Below are 23,926 nucleotides of genomic sequence, written 5' to 3' on the forward strand. Positions count from 1 at the left end.
TAAGTTGATGCTGGTAGGCTGCAAATCTTCTGATGACGGCGAAAGTACATCTCATACGGCACGGCGCGCATGATGATGTTGGTCGCGTGCTGAGCGGGCGGAGCGAGCGATCCCCGCTATCTCCTGTCGGACATGCGCAAGCGCAGTGGCTCGCCACGCGCTTTGCCCGCGAGAGCCCGATCACGGAAATTCATTGCAGTCCGCGTGAACGCACCCGAGCGACCGCTGAGATCATCGGCGCGCGTATCGGCGTGCGTGCGCAAGTGGTGGACGCCTTGGATGAGGTGGATTTCGGCGCATGGACGGGCCGAGGCTTTGCGGAATTGGAGCGCGATCCCGAATGGCGCGAATGGAACCGCCAGCGTTCTGCCGTTCGCCCGCCCAATGGAGAGCGCATGGGGGAGGCCACGGCTCGCGCCGTCGGGCACCTTGATGCGTTGGTGGAGCGCGGATGGACCGGCACGCTGCTTTGCGTGAGCCATTGCGACATCATCAGGGGCGTCGTTGCCCATTATCTCGGGCTGGGCCTCGATCGCCTGCTCGCCTTCGACGTGGATCCCGGATCGGTCAGCACGCTGTTGCTCGGCCGCTGGGGCGCACGTCTGCTCAAGCTCAACGAGGGACAAGAATGAGAAATCTCGCAGCTGCGCCGAGTGCGCCGGCGGAAGATCTGCGCACGCGCATCGAGGCGTTGGGGCCGTGGTTTCAGAACATCCGCATCCAGGGGGTGGAAACCGCGCCGGAGCATTTTCTGGGCGATTATCCCGCTTTCAAGTTTGCCCGCTTCGCCGACGCGCTTCCGGCCGACCTGGAGGGGCGTTCGGTGCTGGATATCGGCTGCAACGCCGGCTTCTACGCGTTCGAGATGAAGCGGCGCGGGGCAGGTGAAGTGCTCGGCATCGACAGCGACGAGCGGTACCTGGCGCAGGCCCGCTTCGCCGCCGAGGCGCTGGGCTTCGATGACGTGCGGTTCGAGAACCGCTCAGTGTATGACGTAGCGGCGCTCGGCCGGCGCTTCGACATCGTCATCTTCATGGGCGTGCTCTACCATCTGCGCCACCCGCTGCTGGCGCTGGACCTGATCCGCGAGCATGTCGCGGGCGAGTACATGCTGTTCCAGACGATGCAGCAGGGATCGAACAGCGTCGCCGAAGTGCCGGAGGATCATCCCTTCCACGTGCCGGGCACCTTCGATCCGCCTGCCTATTTCGACGATCCGGCGTATCCCAAGCTGCACTTCATCGAGCGCAAGTTCGCGCATGACTGGACCAATTGGTGGGCACCGAACGCCGCCGGAAGCCAGGCGATGCTGCGTGCAGCGGGTTTCACGATCGAGGCAAACCCCGAATCCGAAGTCTATTGGTGCCGCGTTGCCGAAGTGCCGTTCGCTGCCTTCGGCCCCGCTGCGGTCTACCCTGCACGCGGAGACGCCGTATGATCGAAGCGGCGATGCTCTGGAACGAGCCCAACAACAAGTCGCACTGGGATCCGGCGATCGACCCGGACTGGTCGATGTTCGCGAGCCACGTCATCGCAGCGGGGAACGCCATCCGCGCGGTAAACCCCACGCTGCCGCGCGTGCTGGGCGGCATGTCGCCGATCGATCCGCACTGGCTGCAGCGGATGGAAGCGCATGGCGCGCTGGACGCAGTCGATGTGGTCGCCGTCCACGGCTTTCCGCTCGACTGGAACCTGTGGCCGCTTTCCGCCTGGCCGGACAAGATCGCCGAGATCCAGGCCGTTACCGACAAGCCCGTCTGGGTCACCGAGGTGGGGGTGAGTTCGTTCGGCGCGGAGGAAGTGCAGGAATTCGGCCTTCGCCGCACCGTCGAACTCCTCCGCGGCAGGGCCGAGCGCGTCTTCTGGTATTCGCTGTTCGACCTGCCGACCAGCTGGGGCGCCGAAACCCGCCACCGCGAGGCGGAAGGCTCCTCTTATTACCGACATTTCTATCTCGGCCTGATCCGCGAGGACGGCACGCCCAAGCCTGCGCTGGACGTCTATGCCGAACATGCCGCCGAAGTGGGGCTGATGCAGTGGTTCCATTTCCACGATCCCCGGCTGGACGAGGCAGTGGCGTGGATGAAGCGGCTGGGCACGCGGCGTATCCGCACCGGGCTCAGCTGGGCGGACAGCTTCCGCGAGAACGCGGTGGACTGGTTCGACCGGCAGATGGAGGCGCTGGCGGACTTCGACGTCACCGTGACCTTCTGCTTCACGCCCGAACATCTCGGCGTCGCGCCGCATCACACCAGTCCGGCGCGCGACCCACAGGCCTTTGCCGATTTCTGCGCCTGGATGATCGATCGCTATGCCGGCACCGCCACGGTTGCGCCGCCGGTTTCTCCCGTCGCGCTGGCGACCAGCCAGCCCGAACTCAACCCTTTGCTGTTCAACCGCGACGAGCGTCTCGCCGCCGAACGGAGGTCTGCCTGATGCTCTCCCCTGACCGCCACGCCATCAATGTCGCGCTTGTGGGGATCGGCAATTGTGCCAGTTCGCTCGTGCAGGGTATCGAGCATTATCGCGCCGGCGCCAACGACATGGTCGGCCTGATGCATCCGGAGCTGGGCGGTTATGCCCCCAGCGACATTCGGGTGGTTGCCGCGTGGGACGTCGACAGCCGCAAGGTGGGGCGCGACGTGGCCGAGGCCATTTTCGCCAACCCAAACTGCACCGCCGTGTTCTGCGACGAGGTTCGGCACACGGGCGCCAAGGTGCGGATGGGGCGCGTGCTCGACGGTGTCGCCGATCACATGGCGGACTATCCGCAGGAACGCACCTTCCTGCTAGCCGAAGGCGCGGCGGAACCGAGCAAGGAAGAGGTCGTCCAGGCGCTGCGCGAGACGAACACGCATGTGCTGATGAACTACCTGCCGGTCGGTTCGCAGGCTGCGACGGAATTTTACGCGGAGTGTGCACTGGAGGCGGGCGTGGCGTTCGTGAACAACATCCCCGTGTTCATTGCCAGCAATCCCGAATGGGCGGCGCGCTTCGAGGCGGCGGGCGTGCCGATCATCGGCGATGACATCAAGGCGCAGCTGGGCGCAACCATCGTCCACCGTGTGCTGACGGACCTGTTCCGCAAGCGCGGCGTGAAGCTGGAGCGGACCTACCAGCTGAACACCGGGGGCAACACCGACTTCCTGAACATGCTCAACCGTTCGCGGCTGGCCTCGAAGAAGGAGTCCAAGACCGAGGCGGTGCAGTCGGTCGCGGAAACGCGGCTCGACGACGAGAACATCCATGTCGGCCCCAGCGACTATGTCGCGTGGCAGAACGATAACAAGGTCTGTTTCCTCCGCATGGAAGGGCAGATGTTCGGCGGCGTGCCGATGAACCTCGAACTGCGCCTGTCGGTGGAGGACAGCCCGAACAGCGCGGGGGTGGCGATAGACATGATCCGCTGCGCCAAGCTGGCACGCGATCGCGGACTCGCGGGTCCGATCCTGCCCGCGGCGGCGTGGTTCTGCAAGCACCCGCCCGAGCAGATGCCGGATGACGATGCCTATGAAGCGGTGGAAGCGTTCATCGCGGGGAACTGAGGTGGCATCCTCAGTCGATCCCCTTTTCCTTTCGGCTTTGATCGAGCGCATCGAGCACCTGGACCGGCTCTACATTGGCATGGATCTCGGCGAAGGCGGGATCGTCCGAGCGAATGTCGAGCTTGTCGGCGATCCGCTCCACCAGCCCGGCCAGCTTGGTCAGCTCATGCTCGGTGAGAAGGCTGACGTGCAGGTCCAGATCGGCCCGCCGATCGGCAGTGGCTGCCATGCGGTTCTGGCTGATCAGCACGAAGGTCGAGAGGAAGATCGCCTCCACAGACGCAATCATCGCCAGCGCCACAAAGGTTGGGTCGAAGCGCGGCACCCCCGGAATCACTCCCAGATTCACTGAAATCCAAGCCCCGAAGAGGACCAGATGCAGCACGACGAACGTCATCGATCCCGTGAAGCGGGTGATCCGATCCGCCACCTTGTCACTGAGCGGTGCGCGCTCGGTATCCTCGCGCTGCCGCGTCGTGAGATCTTCGATGTTCTGGCGGAGCGTGGCCCCCATGCCATGGCGTGGTTCGATCATCGTGCCAGAACCGGTAGGAATTCCAATTGGTTGCAGGGGGAGGGCGCATGATGCGTGCGGCAATCCTGGAAGGGCCGGAGCAGATCCGCATCGAGACGGCGACGTTGCCTGCGCCCGGGCCCGGCGAGGTCCGCATCCGGCTGGAAGGCTGCGGAGTCTGTGCCTCCAACGTCGAGCCCTGGCAGGGCCAGCCCTGGAGCCAGTTCCCCGGCGATCCCGGTGGGCTGGGCCATGAGGGCTGGGGCGAGATCGACGTGGTGGGGGAGGGCGTGGAAGGACTGCTGCCGGGCGACCGGGTGGCCTCCCTCTCCTTCCGCAGCTTCGCCGATTACGACGTCGCCAGGGCCGACATGGTGGTGAAGCTGCCCGACACGCTCTCTGGCCAGCCGTTCCCGGGCGAGCCGCTTGGCTGCGCCTTCAACATCTTCCGGCGCAGCGACATCCGCGAAGGCCAGACGGTGGCGATCATCGGCATCGGCTTTCTGGGCGCGGTGCTCACCAAGCTGGCGAGCGACGCCGGGGCGCGGGTAATCGCGATCTCGCGGCGGCAGGAATCGCTGGATCTCGCGAAACATTATGGCGCGGCCGAGACGATTCCGATGCACGACCACTACGCCATCATCGACGCGGTGAAAGCGCTGACGGAAGAGGCGATGTGCGCGCGCGTCATCGAGGCGGTAGGCAAGCAATGGCCGCTCGATCTTGCGGGCGAACTGGTCGGCTTCGGCGGCAAGCTGGTTGTCGCCGGCTACCACCAGGACGGGCCCCGACAGGTCAACATGCAAGGCTGGAACTGGAAGGGCATCGACGTGATCAACGCGCACGAGCGCGATCCCGCGGTGCAGATGCAGGGGCTGCGCGAAGCCGTGAACGCCGTGGCGAGCGGCCGGCTCGATCCCACACCGCTCTACACGCATCGCTATTCGCTGGAGGAACTCGGCGACGCGCTGGCAGCGACGCGCGACAAGCCGGAGCATTTCGTCAAAGCGCTGGTGATGTTCCGATGAGGCCGCGGGTTGGTTTTCTCGGCACCGGCTGGATCGGTCGCCACCGGATGGAGGCGATGCTCGCCACCGGCGCCATCGAAGCCGCTGCCTTTGCCGATCCTTCGCCCGAGTGCGCCGAGCAGGCGCGGGCATTGGCGCCCGATGCCCAGGCGGCGGATGGACTGTACGCGATGCTGGCAATGGGGCTCGACGGCATCGTCATCGCTACGCCCAGCGCAATGCATGCCGAGCAGAGCATCCGTGCGCTGCAGGCCGGCGTGGCGGTGTTCTGCCAGAAGCCGCTGGGCCGCACGGCCGCCGAGGTCGAGGCGGTCATCGCCGCCGCGCGCGCGGCAGATCGGCTGCTCGGTGTCGATCTCTCCTATCGCCACACAGAAGGGATGCGCGCCATCGCCGAGCTGGTGCGCAGCGGCGCCCTCGGCCAGGTGTTCGCGGTCGATCTGGTGTTTCACAACGCGTACGGCCCGGACAAGCCGTGGTTCTATGATCCGGCGCAATCCGGTGGCGGATGCGTGATCGATCTGGGCGTCCATCTGGTCGACCTCGCGCTGTGGACTCTTGGTTTCCCGAAGACCGAGAGTGTCACCGCTTCGTTGCGGGCGCAGGGGCAGCCGCTCGGCGCCGATCAGGTCGAGGATTATGCCACGGCCGCGTTCCGGGCCGGCGACACCGATGTGCGGCTCGCCTGTTCGTGGCGGGTGCATGCCGGCACCGATGCCGAGATTTCGGCGGTATTCTACGGCACCGAAGGCGGCGCGGCACTGCGCAACGTCGGCGGCAGCTTCTACGACTTCGTCGCGGAGCGGTTCACTGGCACGTCGAAGGCGGTGCTGGCCAGTCCGCCGGATAGCTGGGGTGGCCGTGCGGCCGCGGCGTGGGCGGAGCAATTGGCTCGCTCGCCGCGCTTCGATGCGGAGGCAGAGCATTTCGCGCGCTCGGCTGAGGTGCTCGATCGGATCTACGGGCGGAACTGAGCTTCCCTGCCATCTGCGGTTCCATACAAGGCAGTCATTCCCGCGACGGCGGGGAGGCATCGGGTCTGACGTTGCGGTTCGTGGCGCTACGTACGCTGGTGGATCCCAGCTTCGCGGGATGACAATCGAAGCGACGTTGCCGATTGCTGGCGCCGTATCGGCCCAGTCGTGCCCAACCCACGTCGCGCGCAACAAATATTGCAACCTGCAGTCTTGCCGGTGGTTTCCTTCCGTACTCCCTCCCCCAAGTGCAGGAGACTGGATCATGGCTACCCCGCCGCAGGATTCCGAGGTTCGCGACGAGCAGCGCGACCCCGGTTCGACCGAGACGAACCCCGCCGGCACGTCCACGCCGGCGCCAGCCGAAGGCGACGGCGACCTTCCCCCGAAACAGCCTGGCTCGCCCCGCGGCTGAACCGACAACGGAGGCTTTATGGCTGACACGATGAACCGCGCGTCGCACGACGACGCGCCGCTGAGTACTGCCAATGACGAACGTCGGGCGATCGACGCAGCGACCGACGGCCTGATCGTCCAGCGCGGCGACAAGCTTGTCGCCCGCGCCGTGACGATCAATCGCCCGCGCGAAGAACTCTACGCTTTCTGGCGCGATTTCAGCAATCTGCCGTCGGTCCTCGATAATGTCGTGCGTATCGACGTGCTCGATCGCGAGCGTAGCCACTGGGTCGTCAAGTCGCCCGGCGGCGGCATTGTCGAATGGGACTCGCGGATCACGGAGGATCGCGACGGCGAACGGATCGCCTGGGCATCCGAGGAGGGCGCCGACATTCCCAACAGCGGCTGCATCGAATTCCGCGATGCCGGCGGCCGCGGCACGGTCGTGGTGGCGACAATCAACTACGACCAGCCGTTCGGCACGCTGGGCCGCGTGATCTCGCGGATCTTCCAGCGCGAACCGAAGATGCAGGCGCAACGCGATCTGCGCCGCTTCAAGCAGCTGATGGAGACGGGCGAGGTCGCCACCTCGTCCTGGACCAAGCAACAACGCGAAGAGGAGCGGGGCTGATGCGCGCACTTACCTGGCACGGCAAGCACGACGTTCGCGTCGATTCGGTCCCGGATCCGGAGATCCTCAATCCCCGCGACGCGATCATCAAGATCACCTCGACGGCGATCTGCGGATCGGACCTCCACCTCTATGACGGCTTCATCCCGACGATGATGGCCGGCGACATCCTCGGCCACGAGTTCATGGGCGAAGTGGTGGAAACCGGCGCGGGCTCGACCCTGAAGAAGGGCCAGCGCGTGGTGGTGCCGTTCACCATTTCCTGCGGATCCTGCTACCATTGCGGCAAGCACCAATATTCCGCCTGCGAGAATGGCCTGCCTGCCGACAATCAGGACATCGCGCAGGAGATGTACGGCCAGCCAATGGCGGCGCTGTTCGGCTACAGCCACATGACCGGCGGCTATGCCGGCGGTCAGGCGGAATATGTCCGCGTGCCGTTCAGCGATGTCGGCCCGATCGTGATCCCCGACGGCGTCGAGGACGACAAGGTGCTGTTCCTGTCCGATATTCTGCCTACCGGCTGGATGGCGGCGGAAAACGCCCAGATCGAGCCCGGCGACACCGTCGCGGTGTGGGGCTGCGGCCCGGTCGGGCTGTTCGCGGTGCAGTCGGCATTCCTGATGGGTGCCGAGCGCGTGATCGCGATCGACCATTTCCCGCGCCGCCTCGAACTCGCCCGCCGCTTCGGCGCGGAGACGATCAACTTCGAGCAAACCGATACGGCGGCGGCGCTGTTCGAGATGACCGGCGGCATCGGCCCGGATGCGGTGATCGATAGCGTCGGCCTGGAGGCGCACGGCTTCTTCGCCGACAACGTGCTCGACCAGATCAAGAAGTCGACCTTCCTGGGTACCGATCGCATCCACTCGATCCGTCAGGCGATCCTCGCCTGCCGCAAGGGCGGGCGGGTCTCGATGCCGGCGGTCTATGGCGGGTTCGTGGACAAGTTCCCGCTCGGTGCGCTGATGGAGAAGGGGCTGACGCTGAAGACCGGCCAGACCCATGTCCAGCACTACATGCCCGCGCTGCTCAACGCGATCATGGAAGAGAAGATCGATACCACCTTCCTGATCAGCCACACCCTGCCGCTGGAGCAGGCGCCGCAGGGCTACAAGATGTTCCACGACAACCAGAACGAAGTGACCAAGGTCGTGCTGAAGCCCGGCATGGCACTGGCGGCCGAATAAGCGGAGACACGGAAATGGCAGACAAATTTGCGATCGTTACCGGTGCCTCGAGCGGCATCGGCTTGGAACTGGCGCGCCTCGCGGCGCAGGACGGCTATGACCTGCTGGTGGTGGCGGATACCCCGCTGGTGGATGCCGCGGCTTCGCTGAAGGGCGAGGGCGTCGACGTGCAATCGGTCGAAACCGACCTTTCGACCATCGAAGGCGTCGATCGGCTGCTCTCCGCCGCTGGCGGGCGCCGCATCGACCTGCTCTGCGCCAATGCCGGGCACGGCCTGGGCGGCGGCTTCCTCGACCAGGAAGTCTCCGAATGGCGGCACGTGATCGACACCAACATCGTCGGCACTGCCTATCTGCTGCAGAAGGTATTGCGGCAGATGCGCGACGCGGGCGCGGGCAAGGTGCTGATCACCGGATCGATCGCTGGCTGGATCCCGGGCAGCTTCCAGGCCGTGTACAACGGCTCCAAGGCATTCGTGGACAATTTCGCCGCGGCGATCCGCAACGAGCTCAAGGACGTGGAGGGCATCACCATCACGACGCTGCAGCCGGGACCGGTCGAGACCGAGTTCTTCAAGCGCGCCGGCATGATGGACACCAAGGTCGGCCAGAGCGAAAGCAAATCCGATCCGGTGGACGTCGCCAAGGATGGCTGGAAGGCGCTGATGAAGGGCGAGGATAACATCGTCTCCGGCATCTCGAACAAGCTGCAGGTCGCCGGTGCCGGCGTGCTGCCGCAGTCGGTGACGGCCGAACAGCACCGCAAGATCGCCGAGCCCGGCAGCGGCGAATGACCGGCGCGGCCGGGCGGTTGCCAGCCCGGCCCCGATAATGCCATGGCTTCCCGCTCAGAACGGGAGAGGGAAGCCATGCGTCTCAGGTCGCTGTTGTTCGTGCCGGGCGATCGCCCGGAGCGTTTCGCCAAGGCCGCAGCGAGCGGCGCGGACGCGCTGATCCTCGACCTTGAAGACTCGGTGGTGGCCGAGCGCAAGGACTTCGCTCGCGAAGCGATCGCTGCATGGCTGGCCGACATGCCCGCCACACCGTGCTTCGTGCGGGTAAATCCGCTGGGCACCGCCGCGATTGCCGGCGATCTCGCAGCGCTCGCCACCTGCCGCCCGGCGGGGCTGGTCTTGCCCAAGGCGGATGGCGCCGCCGCGATCCGCACCCTCGTGGCCCTGGTCGCGCAAAGCGGCGCGGTGTGCCCGCCGATCCTGCCCATCGCGACCGAAACGCCCGCGGCACTGTTTCAGCTTGGCAGCTACGGCGAAGTCGCGGCGCACCTCGCCGGGCTTACCTGGGGTGCCGAGGATCTGCCCGCCGCGATCGGCGCGGTGAGCGCGCGGGAAAGCGACGGCAGCTACACGGACCCTTTTGCAATGGTACGCTCGCTCGCGCTGTTCGCCGCGCATGCTGCCGGGGTGTCCGCGATCGAGACTGTGTATCCTGACATCGCCGACATCGACGGCCTGGCCGGCTACGTCGCGCGGGGGCGGCGCGACGGGTTCACCGGCATGCTCGCCATTCACCCCGCGCAGATCGATGCGATCAACGGCGGCTTCACGCCCAGCGAGGCGGAGATCGCCGCCGCGCGGGAGATCGTGGAGGCGTTTGCCGCCAGTCCGATCGCCGGGGCGCTTCGCCTGCACGGCAAGATGATCGACCGGCCGCATCTCGAGCAGGCGCGCCGCTTGTTAGCGCGCGCGGAATAAGGCCGGGCGCGCGATCGCGCCGGTGTAACCCGTTTCAGTCCAACAGATTGCGGCGATGCCGCAGCATCTGCAAGTTTGTTGCACCAGTGAAAGTCAATTTCGGCGTGTAACCTTGAAAACACACCGGCGGACAAAATCAAACCTGTCCAACAGCTTTCTGTTTCCAACATTGACAATGTCCCGGCCGATGGTAGCGATATCGCGGTCGCGAATGCATCGGGGTATTCGCAACTATAACGGTTTCCGACAGACAATGTCGGCAGAGGAGGGGACATGAAGAGCGTATCGCGTTCGACTCTATGGTCGCGCTCGGCTTCCATGATGGCAGTAGCTGCCTGCATGGTCTTGCCAACGATTGCACAAGCACAGACCGACAACGTTGCCAATTCGCCCGCGCAGCAAGAAGGCGAGCAGGGCGACGAAGTCGTGGTCACCGGTATTCGCGCTTCGCTGGAGCGATCCATTGCCATCAAGCGGGAAGCGCCGGGTATCGTCGACGCCATCTCGGCGGAAGACATCGGCAAGTTCCCGGATACGAACCTGGCGGAATCGTTGCAGCGCGTGCCGGGCGTGTCGATCAATCGTACGAACGGCGAAGGCTCGCTGGTCACCGTCCGCGGCTTCGGTCCGAACTTCAACATGGTAACGCTGAACGGCCGCCAGCTCGCCTCCGGCAGCATCGCGGTGGTCGGCGGCGACCAGAATGCCGATCAGGCGCAGGGGACCACGCGTTCGTTCGACTTCTCGAACCTCGCGACCGAAGGCGTCCGGACGCTGGAGGTCTACAAGACCGGCCGCGCGGCGGTGCCGTCGGGCGGCATCGGCGCGACGATCAACGTCATCACCCGTCGGCCGCTCGATAGCGGCAAGGCCGGCCTCAGCGGCAGCCTCGGCGCCAAGGCAGTCTACGACACCAGCGTCGACGGCTGTCTCGATTGCGGCTCGAAGGTGACGCCGGAATTCTCGGGCGTGATGAGCTGGAGCGACGCCGAGCAGCGCTTTGGCGTCAACCTGTTCGGCAGTTACCAGAAGCGCAACTTCACGTCGATTTCCGCGACGTCGAACGACTGGAACATCATTCCGTACAGCACCTTCCTGAGCGGCGGCTTCGCCCGCAGCGGCGGCGCCTGCACGGGCACCCCGACGCAGACCTGCACCGTCGTCAAGAATGCGCCGAGCAATCCCAACCAGTTGGTCGCGATTCCGAACGACAGCCGCTATCACTATGCCGAGGGCAGCCGCGAGCGCATCAATGGCCAGGCCACGGTGCAGTTCAAGCCGACCGATACGCTGACGCTGACCGCCGATGCCCTTTATGCGCAGAACAAGCAGCGCGAAGTGCGTTCGGACGTGTCCAACTGGTTCAATCGTCCGTTCGATGAAGTGACGTTCGACAGCAACCCCACCGTCGCCACGGCCACCTATCTGCATGAGACCGGCCTGAAGGACGAAGGTTTCGAAGCCCAGTCGCGTGCGCAGAAGAGCAAGATCGAAGACTATGGCCTGAACGCCAAGTGGGAAATCTCGCCGACCCTGACGCTGAACGTCGACGGCCATATCAGCAGCGCGTCCAGCCGGCCCGACAACCCCAATGGCTACAGCTCCACGCTGATGGGAATGGGTGCCAACGTGGTCGCGTCGCACTCGGTGACGTACCTGTCGGGCATTCCGCAGCAGGACATCACCCTGGCGCCGGGCAAGGCGATCGACCTGACGACAGTCGGCTCCTCGATCGGCCGCACCCGCACCTCGCTGCAGGACCAGAAGGTCAAGGAACTTCGCGCGGACTTCGGCTGGGATCTCGGCGGCGAGAGCCGCTTCGACTTCGGCGGCAACTACCGCAAGGTCGAAACCACGCAGACCTATACCGAGCAGCAGCAGACGCTGGGCGACTGGGGCCTCGCGAACCCGGGCGATGTCCAGCGCCAGGCGCCGGGTGCGCTGCAGGCCTTCTGCCTGGTCTGCAAGTTCGAGCACTACAACCCGGGCTCGGATCCGGAGTCCCAGATCGCCTATCGCGGCGATGCGGCGAAGATCTTCTCGGTCATGTCGCCTTACTATGCGGCGCGCGGCAATGCGCTGACCGTCAACAGCCGGGCCGACAACCGCGTCAACGAGGAAATCTGGGCGGCCTATGGCCAGCTGACCTGGAAGGGCGAGATCGGCAACGCGCCGGCACGCCTGGTGGGCGGCCTGCGCTACGAACACACCAAGTCGCGCACGACGTCCCTGACGGCGGTGCCGGCGGGTATCGAGTGGGATTCGGACAACGACTTCACCGTCGTCCTGTCGAACCAGAGCCAGTATCTGAGCGATGGCGGCAGCTACGACAACATCCTGCCGCAGGTCGACTTCCAGGTGGAAGTACAGCGCAACTTGCTGGCGCGCATTTCGTACAGCAAGACGATCGCGCGGCCGAACTACAATAACCTCTACACTTCCGTCACCGTTTTCGGCCCGCCGCGTCCGAGCATCAACGGCGGTATTCCGACGGCAAACACCGGTAATGCTCGCCTTCGTCCGCTGATTTCCGACAATTTCGACGCGTCTCTGGAATGGTATTTCAAGCCGGATAGCTATGTCTCCGCGTCGTTCTTCGACAAGCGCGTGCGGAACTTCATCGGTAACGGTCAATACAACAGCGCGCTGTTCGGCCTGCGCGATCCTACCTCCGCCGTGGCGGGAAGCCGTTCGGGCGCCGCACGCGCGGCACTGCAGGGGATCGGTGCGGATACCAGCGACGAGAACCTCTATGCGTTGACCTCGCTGATCCAGGCGACCGGATCGACGGCAACCGCGCTGTCGCAGTTCAACGCGAACTACAACGCGCAGACCCGCACGCTGGACCGCAACTTCCTGCTGTCGCTGAACAATGGGCCGCGGATCCAGGCCAATGGCGCCGATGCACTGTGGCAGTTCCAGGTTACGCAGCCGATCAACAATAAGGATGCCGAAATCTACGGCGTCGAATTGGCTGGACAGTATTTCCTGGGCACCACCGGGTTCGGCATCGCGGCCCAGTACACGCTGGTGCGCGGCACGGTCGGCTTCAACATCGGCGCCGATCCGTCGCAGGACCAGTTCGCACTGGTGGGGCTGAGCGATACCGCGAGCGGTACCCTGATCTACGACAAGAACGGCATCTCCGCGCGTCTCGCCTATAACTGGCGCGGCAAGTCCTTGTCGGGCATCAACCGCCAGGGGTCGCGCAATCCGGAGTATACTGCCCCGTTCGGGCAGCTGGACATGAACATCAGCTACGACATCACGCCGCGGATCGCCGTGAGCTTCGAAGGTATCAACCTTACCGAAGAAAGCGTGCGCACCTATGCGCGTGACGAGAAGCAGCTGTGGTTCGCGCAGGAACTCGACCGCCGCTTCCTGCTGGGCGTGCGCTTCAAGTTCTGAGCTACCGCGCCTTGCGCGAGTGGAGAGGGAGGGTCGCTGCCTGGTGCAGCGGCCCTTTCCCGTTTCCGCGGCGGAAGCGGCGGGTTGAGGGGCCTGCGGCTTTGCGCCATGGTCCGGCTGAACCGGGCGCGATGCCCGGAAAGATGGATGTGTTTCGAATGACGAACCCGGTCGCGCTGGACAATGTGGTCCACCAGGACCTGCGCGTCGCCTTCCGCTACGGCGCGGAATTCGGCGATGCCGCCAACCAGATTCTGATCTTCCCCACCGAATTCGAGGCCGTGCAGCGCGAATTTCCGATCCTGTTCCGCGAGGCGGAAGGCGAGGGGATGCAGGCCGTGGCGCTCACCGGCTTCGATCTGAACGAGAACCTGTTCTTCGACGGCGCGCGCTGGACCAGCCGCTACGTCCCCGCGCTCCAGCAGCGCGGGCCCTTCTCGATCGGCATCCCCGGCGACGGCGGCGACCCCGAGGAGGGGCCGACAGTGCATGTCGACCTCGACGACCCGCGCGTCGGCATGGAGGTGGGCGAACTGCTGTTCCTGCCGCAGGGCGGGGCGAGCCGCTATCTGGAGCATGTGTCGCGCGTGCTGGGGCGCATCCATGCCGGCATCGGCGCCGCTGCACCGGTCTACGGGCTGTTCCAGGAACTGGGCCTGCTGGAGGCCAACGTCATCGAGGTCACGCTGCACGACGCGCGGCGCTACCGGATCGACGGGTTCCAGATGCTGTCGCGCGAGCGGCTCGATGCGCTGGACGGTGCCGGGCTGGCCCGGCTGCACCAGGCCAATGTGCTGGGGCTGGCTTATCTGGCGGCGGGGTCGCTCGGCAACATCAGCGCGCTGATCGAGCGCAAGAATGCAGGTCCCGCGCAATGAACGTGCTGGCCGGTTCCGCGCCTGCCGTTCGGGTCGTCGAAAGGGTCTCACCAGACGCCATTCCGTTCGACCAGCTGATGGCGGAGCAGCAACCGGTCGTTCTGAAAGGGATTGCCGCGCAGTGGCCGCTGGTCCGCGCAGGGCTGGAATCGGCGGATGCCGCAATGGCGCTGCTGCAGCACTTCGACGCGGGTCGCCCGGTGGTGACCTTCACCGGCGCGCCCGAGATCCAGGGGCGGTTCTTCTACGACGAGAGCGTCACCGGGCTGAATTTCACCGGTCGACGCGAACCGCTGACGGCGCTGCTCGAGGCGATGCGCCCGCGGATCGGCGAGCTCGACGCGCCGAGCTTCTATGTCGGCTCCACCGATCTGGACGAATATCTGCCGGGCTTTCGCGCCGAGAACGACCTGCAGCTGGATCACCCGATGTTTGCCCAGCATCTGGCAAGCATCTGGATCGGCAACCGCACCACCGCGACGTGCCATTACGACATGTCGCACAACCTTGCCGTCTGCGCGGTGGGGCGCCGTCGCTTCACCTTGTTCCCGCCGGATCAGGTCGCCAATCTCTATCCTGGCCCCCTTGAGCCTACGCCGGGCGGGCAGGTGGTCAGCATGGTCGATTTCTCTGCCCCTGATTTCAACCGGCACCCTGGCTTCCGGGACGCGATGGCGACAGCGCAGGTGGCGGAGATGGAGGCGGGGGATCTGCTCTTCTACCCCGCGATGTGGTGGCACCATGTCGAGGCGCTCGCGCCCTTCAACGTGCTCGTCAACTACTGGTGGAACACCAGCCCGGCCTGGCTCGACACGCCGCAGTTGACGCTGCTGCACGCGCTGCTCAGCCTGCGCGATCGGCCGGAACCGGAAAAGGCAGCGTGGCGATCGCTGTTCGATTATTATGTGTTCGGCGATCCGGATCGTGCCGCGGCACACCTCCCGCAAGCGGCGCGCGGCCCCCTGGCGCCGATCGATGCGATGGCCGCCCGACGGCTGCGCGCGCAACTGCTCCACCGCCTGAACCGATAGCCAGCGCCCGCTTGCGCGGGCGGTCGACGGAATCCGGCGGTCTGCCGCGATGTGGTTAATTTCTCCGGTAAGCCGATGCACATCCACGACAAATGGACGGAACTTGCTGCACTGCCGCACGGTTCGGGGGCTGCCATGATGCGGGCATGATCCATGCGGCCGTTCCTGGCGCGTTGTACCCTGTTCAGGAGGATTTGCGGATGATTAAAGGCGCTCTGAGCGCGGCAGCCCTGGTTGCGGGCCTGTCGCTTACCCCCGTCGCGGCTTCGGCTGCTCCGATCATCGGCGGCGCGACCGCCATCGACATCACCGCTGCCAGCGCCTTCAAGTCGCTCGGCTACACGGTCGCCACCTATGGTACGGCCAGCGCGTTTCCCGTGGGGAACGATCTGATCGCGGCGTTCCTGATCACCGGTGGCAATCGCAATGAGTCGACCGGGGCGATGGTGATCAATCATGCCGGTTCGGGCCTGAACTTCTCGCTCGGCGGCAACACGCTCAGCATCGGCAATTTCGAGATCGACACGGCCGCCGGCCTGGTTCGTGGCAGCGCCTCGGCCAATGGCTTCACGCTGGGCAGCAACCTCTCGCTGTTCAACCTCGGCGCCGGTTCGGTGCTGACGCTGACCGATGAAGCTGCGGCCGCCTTCAATACCACGCTCGGCACCACCGGCCTTGCTGGTGCGACCATCGGCACCGCCAATCCGGTCGCCGTGTTCGGCCCGAGCGGCGTGCCCGAGCCGGCAAGCTGGGGCCTGATGATCGCGGGTGTCGGCTTCGTCGGTGCGTCGCTGCGCCGTCGCGCCCGCATCGCGCGCCCTGCCGCCGCCTGAGCGCCACTGCACGGATAATGAAAACGGCCGGGAGATCGCTCTCCCGGCCGTTTTCTTGTGCGCGATCGGGTGAGGCTCAGAAGCTCGCCCATTCCCCTGCATCGGCGCTCGCCACCGCGGCGACGGGGAGCGGCTTCACCGGTGAGACATAGCCGCCCCGCGCCGGCACCTGGCGCTGCGGCGCACGCGGCGCAGCCGGAGTGCGGGTGGCGGGCTGGCCGCCAACCTCGAACCTGTGCGCCTGATCGCTGAGGCTCGAGACTTCGGCGTTCAGGTTACGCGCGGCGGCGGAGGTTTCCTCCACCATCGCGGCGTTCTGCTGGGTGCTGTGGTCCATCGTCTGCACGGCGGCGGCGATCTGCGAGATGGCCGTGGCCTGCGCCTGGTTATCGGTGGCCATTGCGCTGACCAGCTGATGGACCTCGGTCGTCGCGCTCGAGATGCTGTCCAGCGCGCCTTCCACCTGATGCACCGTCTGCACGGCCTCGACGATGTCCTTCTGTGTGGCGCTCAGCTGGTCGCGGGCACGGCTGGCTTCCTCTTCCGAGCGCATCGCCAGCTGCGAGACCAGATCGGCGACGACGGCGAAGCCGCGGCCCGCCTCGCCGGCGCGACCGGCTTCGACGGCCGCGTTCATCGCCAGAACGCGCGTCTGGAACGCGATCTTGTCGAGTCCTTCGATCACGCTGTCGATGCCCTTTGCGCCCTCCGAAACCCGCGTCATCGCCTGGACGGCGGTGTCGGTGATCGCGCGACCGTCATTCACGGTCTGAATAGCGCCATTGGTCCGCTGGACGGTGCTGTCGGCAGCGCGTGCGGTTGCCTTCAGGCGCTGGTCCATCTGGGTGACGGCAGCCGCGGTCTCCTCGAGGCTGGCGGCATTGGCCTCGGTCCGCTTCGCCAGGTCCTCCGATGCCGCGGCAATCTCGCCGGAGCCGGTGCGGATCGTCGTGGCGCTTTCCAGCACCTGGGCGATCAGCTGGCGCAGATTGGCCACCGCACGGTTGAAGTTGCTCTTTACCGGCTCGAATTCCGGCGCGACCTGCACGTCGATCGAGGCAGTCAGGTCGCCCCGCGACAGCGCGTCCAGGCGGGTGTCGAGCGAGTCGAGCAGGCGTCCCTGCGCGGCATCGGCCGCCTCCTTGGATTGTCGGGCCGATTCCTGCGCCATGGCGTTTTCGCGGAATACCGCGACCGTACGCGCCATCGCGCCGAGCTCGTCGCCTCGATCGGTGCCGGGGACGGCAGTGCGGAGATCACCGCCGGCAACGGCCTGCATGGCAGTGCGGAGCACGTCGAGCGGTTCGGTGATGCCGAGGCGCGACACCAGATAACCGAGCGTCATGGCAAGCAGGATCGCGATGACGCTGATCGCCACCAGCGTCCACACCGTCGTCTGTCCCGCGGCCTGCAGCGTGTGCGAGGCATCGGCGGCATCCTTCATCCGCTGGTTGTTGAAGGTCGAGAGCCGCTGGGAGATCGTCTGGATCGCCGGATCGACTTCGCGCAGAAGCGCCAGTGCGGCGGCGTTGTCGTTCCGCAGGCCGCGCTCGATGGCGGTGGCCGTCTTGTCCTGCAGGCTGTCGATCGTGCTCCGAACCTCGTCGACCACCGGCTTGGTGGAGGCATCCTCGTGCTCGATTTCGTCGAGCAGCGCCTTCGCCTGGGTGTAGCTCTGCTTTTCCTCGGTCTGTGCCTGGCGTGCCATCGGGCTGTTGCCGTCATAGGCGACGGCGCGGTAGCCGGCATAGGGCATCGATTCGAGCAAGCGGTTGAGGCGCGCAATGTGCGCGGTGCTGGGCAACTTGCCGAGGGTGAGCTCGGAATATTCGCGGTTGGCGCGATCGAGGCTGCTGGCGCCGATCCAGGTGACGACCAGCGTCACGAGGCTGATCATGGCGATCACCGTCAGGATTTTGACGGGCACGCGCATCCGCGCGAGTAACTGTTTCATTCCGTGGGTCCCTCATGCGCCGGCCTGGACGAAGCGGGCGGCAAGACCTTCATTATAGCGCCCAACTGCTCCGGGACGGGGTCCGCAAACCTATTAAATGCTGGATAACGCGCTGGCTCCAAAGCAAAGTCGCATGGGCTTTTCGACAGGGGAGGGGCGGGCATGTTCTGCACGCCCTGGCGCGTGGCTGGCGCGCATCGCCTATAATGCGGTCGAGGCGCCGTGGCGGTGCCCCGGGGAAGGCGCACGTGACACGGTTGGCTTTGGTGATGATCGCGCGAAACGAAGAACGGGCGATCGCGCGGGCGCTCGACAGCGCGCGTCCCCATGTCGACCGGCTGATCGTGCTCGATACCGGCTCCACCGACGCCACGGTGGCGATCGCCGAAGCGAACGGCGCTGCGGTCTTCCGGTTCGACTGGTGCGACGACTTCGCCGCCGCCCGCAACGCCGCGCTGGACCATTCCGACGCCGACTGGAACCTGGTGCTGGACGCCGACGAATGGCTCGACGGCGGAATCGAGGCACTGAACGCAGGGGCGCTGCCGCGCGGCGGCGCGCGGGCCGGCTTCATCGGCTGCGCGCAGCTGCGCAACGAGGGGGTGTCGGCCAATGCCACGCGCCGTTTCCTCCCCAGGATCCTGCCGCGCGGAGTGCGCTATGCCGGGCGCATTCATGAGCAGCCGGTATCGCCGTTGCCACTGGTGCCCTGCGCGCTGCAGATCGGCCATGACGGCTATGCCGAGGCGCAGCTGGCGGCCAAGCACGGTCGTAACCTTGCCCTGCTGGAGGCCGCGCTGGCCGAAGCACCGGAGGACGGCTATCTCTGGTACCAGCTCGGTCGCGAGCACCTGGTCCGCGGTGCGCCCGAGGCCGCGGTGGCGCCGCTGCGCAACGCCTGCCGACTAACTAGGCCCGATGCCGCCTATCGGCATGCCGTGGTGCTTTCCACCATCCGCGCGCTGAAGGAGGCGGGGCTCCTGCCCGAGGCCCTGGCGCTGGTCGATGCCGAGCAGGCAGCCTGGCCGCAGTCGCCCGACTTCTACTTCGCCGTGGCCGACCTGTATCTGGAATGGGCCAGCCGTGAACCGGCGATCGCGATGGACGAACTGCTGCCGGTCGTCGAGGGTGCATGGTTGCGGTGCCTGGAGATTGGCGAACAGCCGCTGCTCGACGGATCGGTGGTCGGCTGCGGCAGCTACCTCGCTGCCGGCAACCTCGCCATGTTCTACGATCGGCTCGGCATCGAGGATGAGGCCCGGCGCTTCGCCGCCATGGAGCGCACGCTGCGCGCTGCCTGAGCGGGTGCCCCCTAGCACAACCTTGCTTCGTCCGAACGCCGCATGTCCCGTTGACGCGGCAATTTGACACCGGTATCAAATCGCGAAGGCCGCTGCATGTCGCAGGGGGCTGGCGGCGGAGAACGCCAGCGGCAGGACCGCTGGGGACCGCACAGGGAGAGGGGTGAAGCATTGGCGGAGCAAGCGACGGCGGAGCGTATCGCACAGGCCTTCGTGGCGGCACGGCGCGCGCGTGAGGGGTTCGCCGAGTATCCCGGCGTGATGCCCCAGACGCTGGACGACGCCTATGCCATTCAATCCCGCGCCATCGCGCTGTTCGACAGGCCCGTAGCCGGCTGGAAGGTCGGCCGCGTGCCGGATGCGCTGGTCGAGCGCTACGGCGCCAATCGCCTTGCGGGCCCGATTTTCGCCGACAGCATCGTGCACGCGGAGCCGGGGGACACGCCGGCCATGCCGATCTTTCGCAACGGCTTCGGCGCGGCGGAAGCGGAATATCTGGTGCAACTGGGGGCTGTGCCGGCGCATTTCGATCGGCCCTGGTCCAACGACGAGGTGCTCCCCTACATCAGCGAGATCCGGGTGGGCATCGAGATCGCCAGTTCGCCCTTTGCGGGCATCAACGAGCATGGCCCGGCAGTAACGATCTCCGACTTCGGCAACAACAATGGTCTCTTGATTGGATACCGTATATCTTCTGAAGAGGATTTTCATCACTGGCCAGTGTCGCTAACGATTGACGGGGAGGTCGCTGGAACCGGCACTGCGAGCAACATGCTCGATGGACCGATCGGAGCGGTGCGCTTCCTGTTCGAACGTGCGGCCAAGGGGCTCCCGCTGGCGGAAGGTCAGTGGATCTCGACAGGCGCAGTGACCGGCGTGCACCAGGTAGAGCCCGGTGCGCAGGTCGAGGCGCGGTTCGGGGACGCGCTCAGCGTACGATGCTCGATCGGGATCGCCTGATTCCGGGGGCAGGGAGTGGGATTGGAGAGTTGATGGCGAGCAAGGGCGAAGCCGCAGTAAGCGGCGCCGTGACACGCGTAGGGCGATATCGCTGGGTGATCTGCGGGCTGCTGTTCGCAGCCACGATCATCAATTACGTCGATCGTCAGATGATCGGGGTGCTCAAGCCCACCCTGATGGCTGACCTGCATTGGACGGAACAGGATTTCGCCAACGTCATCATCTGGTTCCAGTTCGCCTATGCCATCGGCTACATCATCTTCGGCAAAGTGGTGGATCAGGTCGGCGCGCGGGTCGGCTACACCATCGCGTTCGTCATCTGGCAGGTCGCGCATATCATGCACGGCGCTGCCAACAGCCTGATGCATTTCGCCCTGGCCCGGTTCGCGCTGGGGATCGGCGAGTCCGGCAACTTCCCCGCCGGCATCAAGGCGGTGACCGAGTGGTTTCCCGCCAAGGAGCGCGCCTTCGCCATTGGCGTGTTCAATGCCGGCGCCAATATCGGCGCGGTGCTGACTCCGCTGGCCATCCCGTACATCGTGCTGGCCTGGGGCTGGCGTTCTGCTTTCGTCATCACCGGCGTCGTCAGCTTCGTCTGGCTGATCGCCTGGTGGACCCTGTACCGCAGCCCGCGCGAGCATCCGAAGGTCACCGAAGGTGAGCTCGCCTGGATCGAGCAGGATCCGGCGGACCAGGTGCAGAAGCTTGGCTATGGCGCGGTGCTCGCCAAGCGCGAGACCTGGGCCTATGCGCTGGGCAAGTTCTTCATCGATCCGATCTGGTGGTTCTTCCTGTTCTGGCTGCCGGGCTATCTGTTCGAGCGCTATCACCTGGACCTCAAGACCTTCGGTATCCCGCTCGCGGCGATCTATCTCGTGTCCGACATGGGCAGCGTTGCCGGCGGCTGGCTCTCCTCGCGGCTGATGCGGGCAGGCTATACGGCGAATGTTGCCCGCAAGGTGACGATGCTCGTCTGCGCCTTCGCCGTTCTGCCGGTGCTGTTCGCGGAATCGCTGAGCAGCGTCTGGATGGCAGTGGGCGTGATCGGCATCGCAACCGCCGCCCACCAGGCCTTCTCGGCCAATCTCTATGCGCTGCCGGCGGACATGTTCCCCCGCGGCGCCGTGGGTTCGGTGATCGGGATCGGCGGCACGGTCGGGGCCGTGGGCGGCATCCTGATGTCGCTGTACGCCGGCGTGGTGCTGGAGCGGATCGGCAGCTACTGGCCGCTCTTCGCGGTGGCGGGCAGCGCCTATTTCGTGGCACTCGCCTGCGTACACTTCCTGTCGCCGCGGCTCGCCCGCGTCGACATGAGCCGCTGATTCAACACCACCGTATTCGGAGTATCCGATGGCCAAGCCGCTGAAGCTCGATCCCGACCGGCTGCTGCCGGCCGAGGATCGCACCCGCGCGATCGCGCGCGACCTCTACAGGCATGTCGCGGACCTGCCGATCATCAGCCCGCATGGCCATACCGACCCGACCTGGTTCTCGACCAACGCCAACTGGTCGAACGCCACCGAACTGCTGCTGTCGCCGGACCATTATCTCTACCGCATGCTCTATTCGCAGGGCGTCTCGCTCGACGCGCTGTGCGTGCCGAGCAAGGCGGGGATGCCGGCTACCGATCCGCGGGCGGCATGGCGGACCTTCGCCGAGCATATCCATCTGTTCCGCGGCACCCCCTCGGCGATGTGGCTGGGCCATGTGTTCGGCGAGGTGTTCGGCTTTGAGGTGGCGCTCGATGCCGAAACGGCCGATTTCTATTATGACACGATCAACGAAAAGCTGGCGGGGGATGCTTTCCGCCCACGCGCGCTGTTCGATCGCTTCAACATCGAGTTCCTTGCCACCACCGAGGGCCCGCAGGACGACCTGTCGCCGCACCATGCCATCCAGCAATCCGGCTGGGACGGGCGCGTGGTCACCACCTATCGCCCGGACGCCGTGATCGACGTGGAGCATGAGCAGTTCCACGGGGCGCTCAGGGTCTTCGCCGAGAAGACCGGCGAGGACGTCTATAGCTGGGACGGCTATCTTGCCGCGCACCGCAAGCGCCGCGCCGATTTCCGCGCCGCCGGCGCCACCGCGACCGACCATGGCCATCCCACCGCGCGCACCGCGGACCTGGGCAAGGCGGAGGCCGCGGCGCTGTTCGCCAGGATCCTCGGCAACGACTGGACCCCGGCCGATGCCGAGCTGTTCCGCGCGCAGATGCTCACCGAAATGGCGGCGATGAGCGTCGAGGACGGGATGGTGATGCAGATCCACCCGGGCAGCTTCCGCAACCATAATGGCGGCCTGTTCCAGAGCCATGGCCGCGACAAGGGCGCCGACATTCCCATGGCGACGGACTATGTCCATGCGCTCAAGCCGCTGCTCGATCGCTTCGGCACATCCACCGACCTGTCGATCATCCTCTTCACGCTGGACGAGACGGTCTATGCGCGCGAGCTGGCGCCGCTGGCCGGCCATTATCCATGCCTGAAGCTGGGCCCCAGCTGGTGGTTCCACGACAGCCCGGAAGGGATGCGCCGTTTCCGCGAGCAGGTGACCGAAACGGCAGGCTTCTACAACACGGTCGGCTTCAATGACGACACGCGCGCCTTCCTCTCGATTCCGGCGCGGCACGATGTCGCGCGGCGGATCGATTGCGGCTTCCTGGCGCGGCTGGTGGCGGAAGGCCGGCTGCTCGACTGGGAGGCGGCGGAGCTCGCCTTCGAGCTGACCAACGGGCTGGTGCGCAAGGCCTACAAGCTCGGCGACCCGGCAGGGGGCCAATAAATAGTTGAAAATCCGGGTGCGGCTCTCGAGATGACCGCTGCACCCACAAAATTCGGGCGTCGCCGGATCGGCTATGGTAACCGGTGTCGCTGCAAGCAGAAGGGACGAGGACGATGAAGATTGCGCTGATCACCGAGAACAGCCAGGCCGCCAAGAACGGCATCATTCACACGGCGCTCACCAATGTCGCCGAGCCGCTGGGCCACCAGGTGTTCAACTACGGTATGTATTCGGCCGAGGACACGGCCTCGCTCACCTATGTGATGAACGGCCTGCTCACCGGCATCCTGCTCAATTCCAAGGCGGTGGATTTCGTGGTGACCGGCTGCGGCACCGGCATGGGCTCGATGCTCGCCTGCAACGCGATGCCGGGCGTGTTCTGCGGCCTGGTGATCGATCCGACCGACGCTTTCCTGTTCGGCCAGATCAATGACGGCAACGCGATTTCCATGCCTTATGCCAAGGGCTTTGGCTGGGCGGCGGAGTTGAACCTGGAGGACGTGTACCGCAAGCTGTTCGAGGGCGAGCGCGGTCTCGGCTATCCCAAGGAGCGCGCCGAGATCATGCGCAAGAACCGCGGCATCCTTTCGGACCTGAAGCGCGTGACCTGCAACGACATGCTCACCGTGCTGAAGAATGTCGATCAGGACCTGCTGCGCGCCGCAATCGCCGGCGAGAAGTTCGCAGAGCATTTTTATGCAAATTCGCAGGACGAGGCGATCAGCGACTATCTGCGCAGCCTTTCGTAAGCGCTACGATAACGCCCTCTCCCGCCTGCGGGAGGGGG

Annotated in this window: 22 protein-coding genes; 20 read left to right on the forward strand and 2 right to left on the reverse strand. The window is 65.7% G+C overall.

Annotated elements, in window-relative coordinates; all coding sequences use genetic code 11:
* The first annotated feature begins 32 nt into the window (after positions 1-32).
* From V7E00_RS04885 to V7E00_RS04900, 4 genes are read left to right on the forward strand one after another with little or no spacing between them, the layout of a single operon-like run.
* A complete protein-coding gene (locus V7E00_RS04885; protein ID WP_333571546.1) occupies positions 33-632 on the forward strand; it encodes a histidine phosphatase family protein in 600 nt (199 codons plus the stop codon).
* Positions 629-1,438, forward strand: a complete 810-nt coding sequence (locus V7E00_RS04890) for a TIGR04290 family methyltransferase (protein WP_333571547.1) — start codon at positions 629-631, stop codon at positions 1,436-1,438. Before V7E00_RS04885 ends, V7E00_RS04890 begins: the two co-directional genes overlap by 4 nt.
* Entirely contained in the window at positions 1,435-2,436 is a 1,002-nt protein-coding gene (locus tag V7E00_RS04895; protein ID WP_333571548.1) for a glycosyl hydrolase, read from the forward strand. The genes V7E00_RS04890 and V7E00_RS04895 overlap by 4 nt, the downstream gene beginning before the upstream one ends.
* Positions 2,436-3,545, forward strand: a complete 1,110-nt coding sequence (locus tag V7E00_RS04900; RefSeq protein WP_333571549.1) for an inositol-3-phosphate synthase — start codon at positions 2,436-2,438, stop codon at positions 3,543-3,545. Before V7E00_RS04895 ends, V7E00_RS04900 begins: the two co-directional genes overlap by 1 nt.
* Before the next feature lie 10 nt (positions 3,546-3,555).
* Here the strand turns inward: V7E00_RS04900 and V7E00_RS04905 are convergent, their stop codons facing one another.
* Entirely contained in the window at positions 3,556-4,080 is a 525-nt protein-coding gene (locus tag V7E00_RS04905; protein WP_333571550.1) for a DUF1003 domain-containing protein, read from the reverse strand.
* A gap of 47 nt (positions 4,081-4,127) precedes the next feature.
* Between V7E00_RS04905 and V7E00_RS04910 the strand changes: the two genes are divergently transcribed.
* The 11 genes from V7E00_RS04910 to V7E00_RS04960 all read left to right on the forward strand — a co-directional run bounded on the left by V7E00_RS04910 (position 4,128) and on the right by V7E00_RS04960 (position 16,140).
* Entirely contained in the window at positions 4,128-5,087 is a 960-nt protein-coding gene (locus V7E00_RS04910; protein ID WP_333571551.1) for an MDR/zinc-dependent alcohol dehydrogenase-like family protein, read from the forward strand.
* The gene (locus V7E00_RS04915) at positions 5,084-6,061 is read left to right on the forward strand and encodes a Gfo/Idh/MocA family protein (RefSeq protein WP_333571552.1); all 978 of its coding nucleotides are present in this window, start codon (positions 5,084-5,086) and stop codon (positions 6,059-6,061) included. The genes V7E00_RS04910 and V7E00_RS04915 overlap by 4 nt, the downstream gene beginning before the upstream one ends.
* A 265-nt stretch (positions 6,062-6,326) precedes the next feature.
* Positions 6,327-6,476 carry a hypothetical protein gene (locus V7E00_RS04920; RefSeq protein WP_333571553.1) on the forward strand — a complete coding sequence of 50 codons (150 nt, stop codon included), beginning with the start codon at positions 6,327-6,329 and terminating at the stop codon, positions 6,474-6,476.
* A gap of 18 nt (positions 6,477-6,494) precedes the next feature.
* Entirely contained in the window at positions 6,495-7,088 is a 594-nt protein-coding gene (locus tag V7E00_RS04925) for an SRPBCC family protein (RefSeq protein WP_333571554.1), read from the forward strand.
* Complete coding sequence (locus V7E00_RS04930) at positions 7,088-8,278, forward strand: zinc-dependent alcohol dehydrogenase (RefSeq protein ID WP_333571555.1); 1,191 nt, start codon at positions 7,088-7,090, stop codon at positions 8,276-8,278. The genes V7E00_RS04925 and V7E00_RS04930 overlap by 1 nt, the downstream gene beginning before the upstream one ends.
* A 14-nt stretch (positions 8,279-8,292) precedes the next feature.
* Entirely contained in the window at positions 8,293-9,072 is a 780-nt protein-coding gene (locus tag V7E00_RS04935; RefSeq protein WP_333571556.1) for an SDR family NAD(P)-dependent oxidoreductase, read from the forward strand.
* 75 nt (positions 9,073-9,147) lie between these two features.
* Positions 9,148-9,990, forward strand: coding sequence for an HpcH/HpaI aldolase/citrate lyase family protein (locus V7E00_RS04940; protein WP_333571557.1), 843 nt, complete (start codon positions 9,148-9,150; stop codon positions 9,988-9,990).
* 273 nt (positions 9,991-10,263) lie between these two features.
* Complete coding sequence (locus tag V7E00_RS04945) at positions 10,264-13,398, forward strand: TonB-dependent receptor (RefSeq protein WP_333571558.1); 3,135 nt, start codon at positions 10,264-10,266, stop codon at positions 13,396-13,398.
* Between the two features lie 158 nt (positions 13,399-13,556).
* Positions 13,557-14,276 (forward strand): SapC family protein, encoded by a 720-nt coding sequence (locus tag V7E00_RS04950; protein ID WP_333571559.1) that lies wholly within the window; start codon positions 13,557-13,559, stop codon positions 14,274-14,276.
* Positions 14,273-15,307: a cupin-like domain-containing protein gene (locus V7E00_RS04955; protein ID WP_333571560.1), complete on the forward strand. Its 1,035-nt coding sequence runs from the start codon at positions 14,273-14,275 to the stop codon at positions 15,305-15,307. The genes V7E00_RS04950 and V7E00_RS04955 overlap by 4 nt, the downstream gene beginning before the upstream one ends.
* A 200-nt stretch (positions 15,308-15,507) precedes the next feature.
* Positions 15,508-16,140: a PEPxxWA-CTERM sorting domain-containing protein gene (locus V7E00_RS04960; protein WP_333571561.1), complete on the forward strand. Its 633-nt coding sequence runs from the start codon at positions 15,508-15,510 to the stop codon at positions 16,138-16,140.
* A gap of 76 nt (positions 16,141-16,216) precedes the next feature.
* Here V7E00_RS04960 and V7E00_RS04965 read toward each other — a convergent pair whose 3' ends face one another.
* Positions 16,217-18,094: a methyl-accepting chemotaxis protein gene (locus V7E00_RS04965; protein WP_333571562.1), complete on the reverse strand. Its 1,878-nt coding sequence runs from the start codon at positions 18,092-18,094 to the stop codon at positions 16,217-16,219.
* Positions 18,095-18,363: 269 nt separating this feature from the next.
* Here V7E00_RS04965 and V7E00_RS04970 point away from each other — a divergent pair, with 269 nt between their 5' ends.
* The 5 genes from V7E00_RS04970 to V7E00_RS04990 all read left to right on the forward strand — a co-directional run bounded on the left by V7E00_RS04970 (position 18,364) and on the right by V7E00_RS04990 (position 23,888).
* Positions 18,364-19,395, forward strand: a complete 1,032-nt coding sequence (locus V7E00_RS04970) for a glycosyltransferase family 2 protein (RefSeq protein ID WP_333571563.1) — start codon at positions 18,364-18,366, stop codon at positions 19,393-19,395.
* Between the two features lie 171 nt (positions 19,396-19,566).
* Positions 19,567-20,355 (forward strand): 2-keto-4-pentenoate hydratase, encoded by a 789-nt coding sequence (locus tag V7E00_RS04975; RefSeq protein WP_333571564.1) that lies wholly within the window; start codon positions 19,567-19,569, stop codon positions 20,353-20,355.
* 32 nt (positions 20,356-20,387) lie between these two features.
* Complete coding sequence (locus tag V7E00_RS04980) at positions 20,388-21,677, forward strand: MFS transporter (RefSeq protein ID WP_333571565.1); 1,290 nt, start codon at positions 20,388-20,390, stop codon at positions 21,675-21,677.
* A gap of 28 nt (positions 21,678-21,705) precedes the next feature.
* A complete protein-coding gene (uxaC, locus tag V7E00_RS04985; protein WP_333571566.1) occupies positions 21,706-23,139 on the forward strand; it encodes a glucuronate isomerase in 1,434 nt (477 codons plus the stop codon).
* 113 nt (positions 23,140-23,252) lie between these two features.
* A complete protein-coding gene (locus tag V7E00_RS04990) occupies positions 23,253-23,888 on the forward strand; it encodes an RpiB/LacA/LacB family sugar-phosphate isomerase (protein ID WP_333571567.1) in 636 nt (211 codons plus the stop codon).
* Positions 23,889-23,926: the final 38 nt, after the last annotated feature.

This window comes from Sphingomonas sp. (genome assembly GCF_036731925.1).
In the GTDB taxonomy this organism is placed as follows: domain Bacteria; phylum Pseudomonadota; class Alphaproteobacteria; order Sphingomonadales; family Sphingomonadaceae; genus Sphingomonas.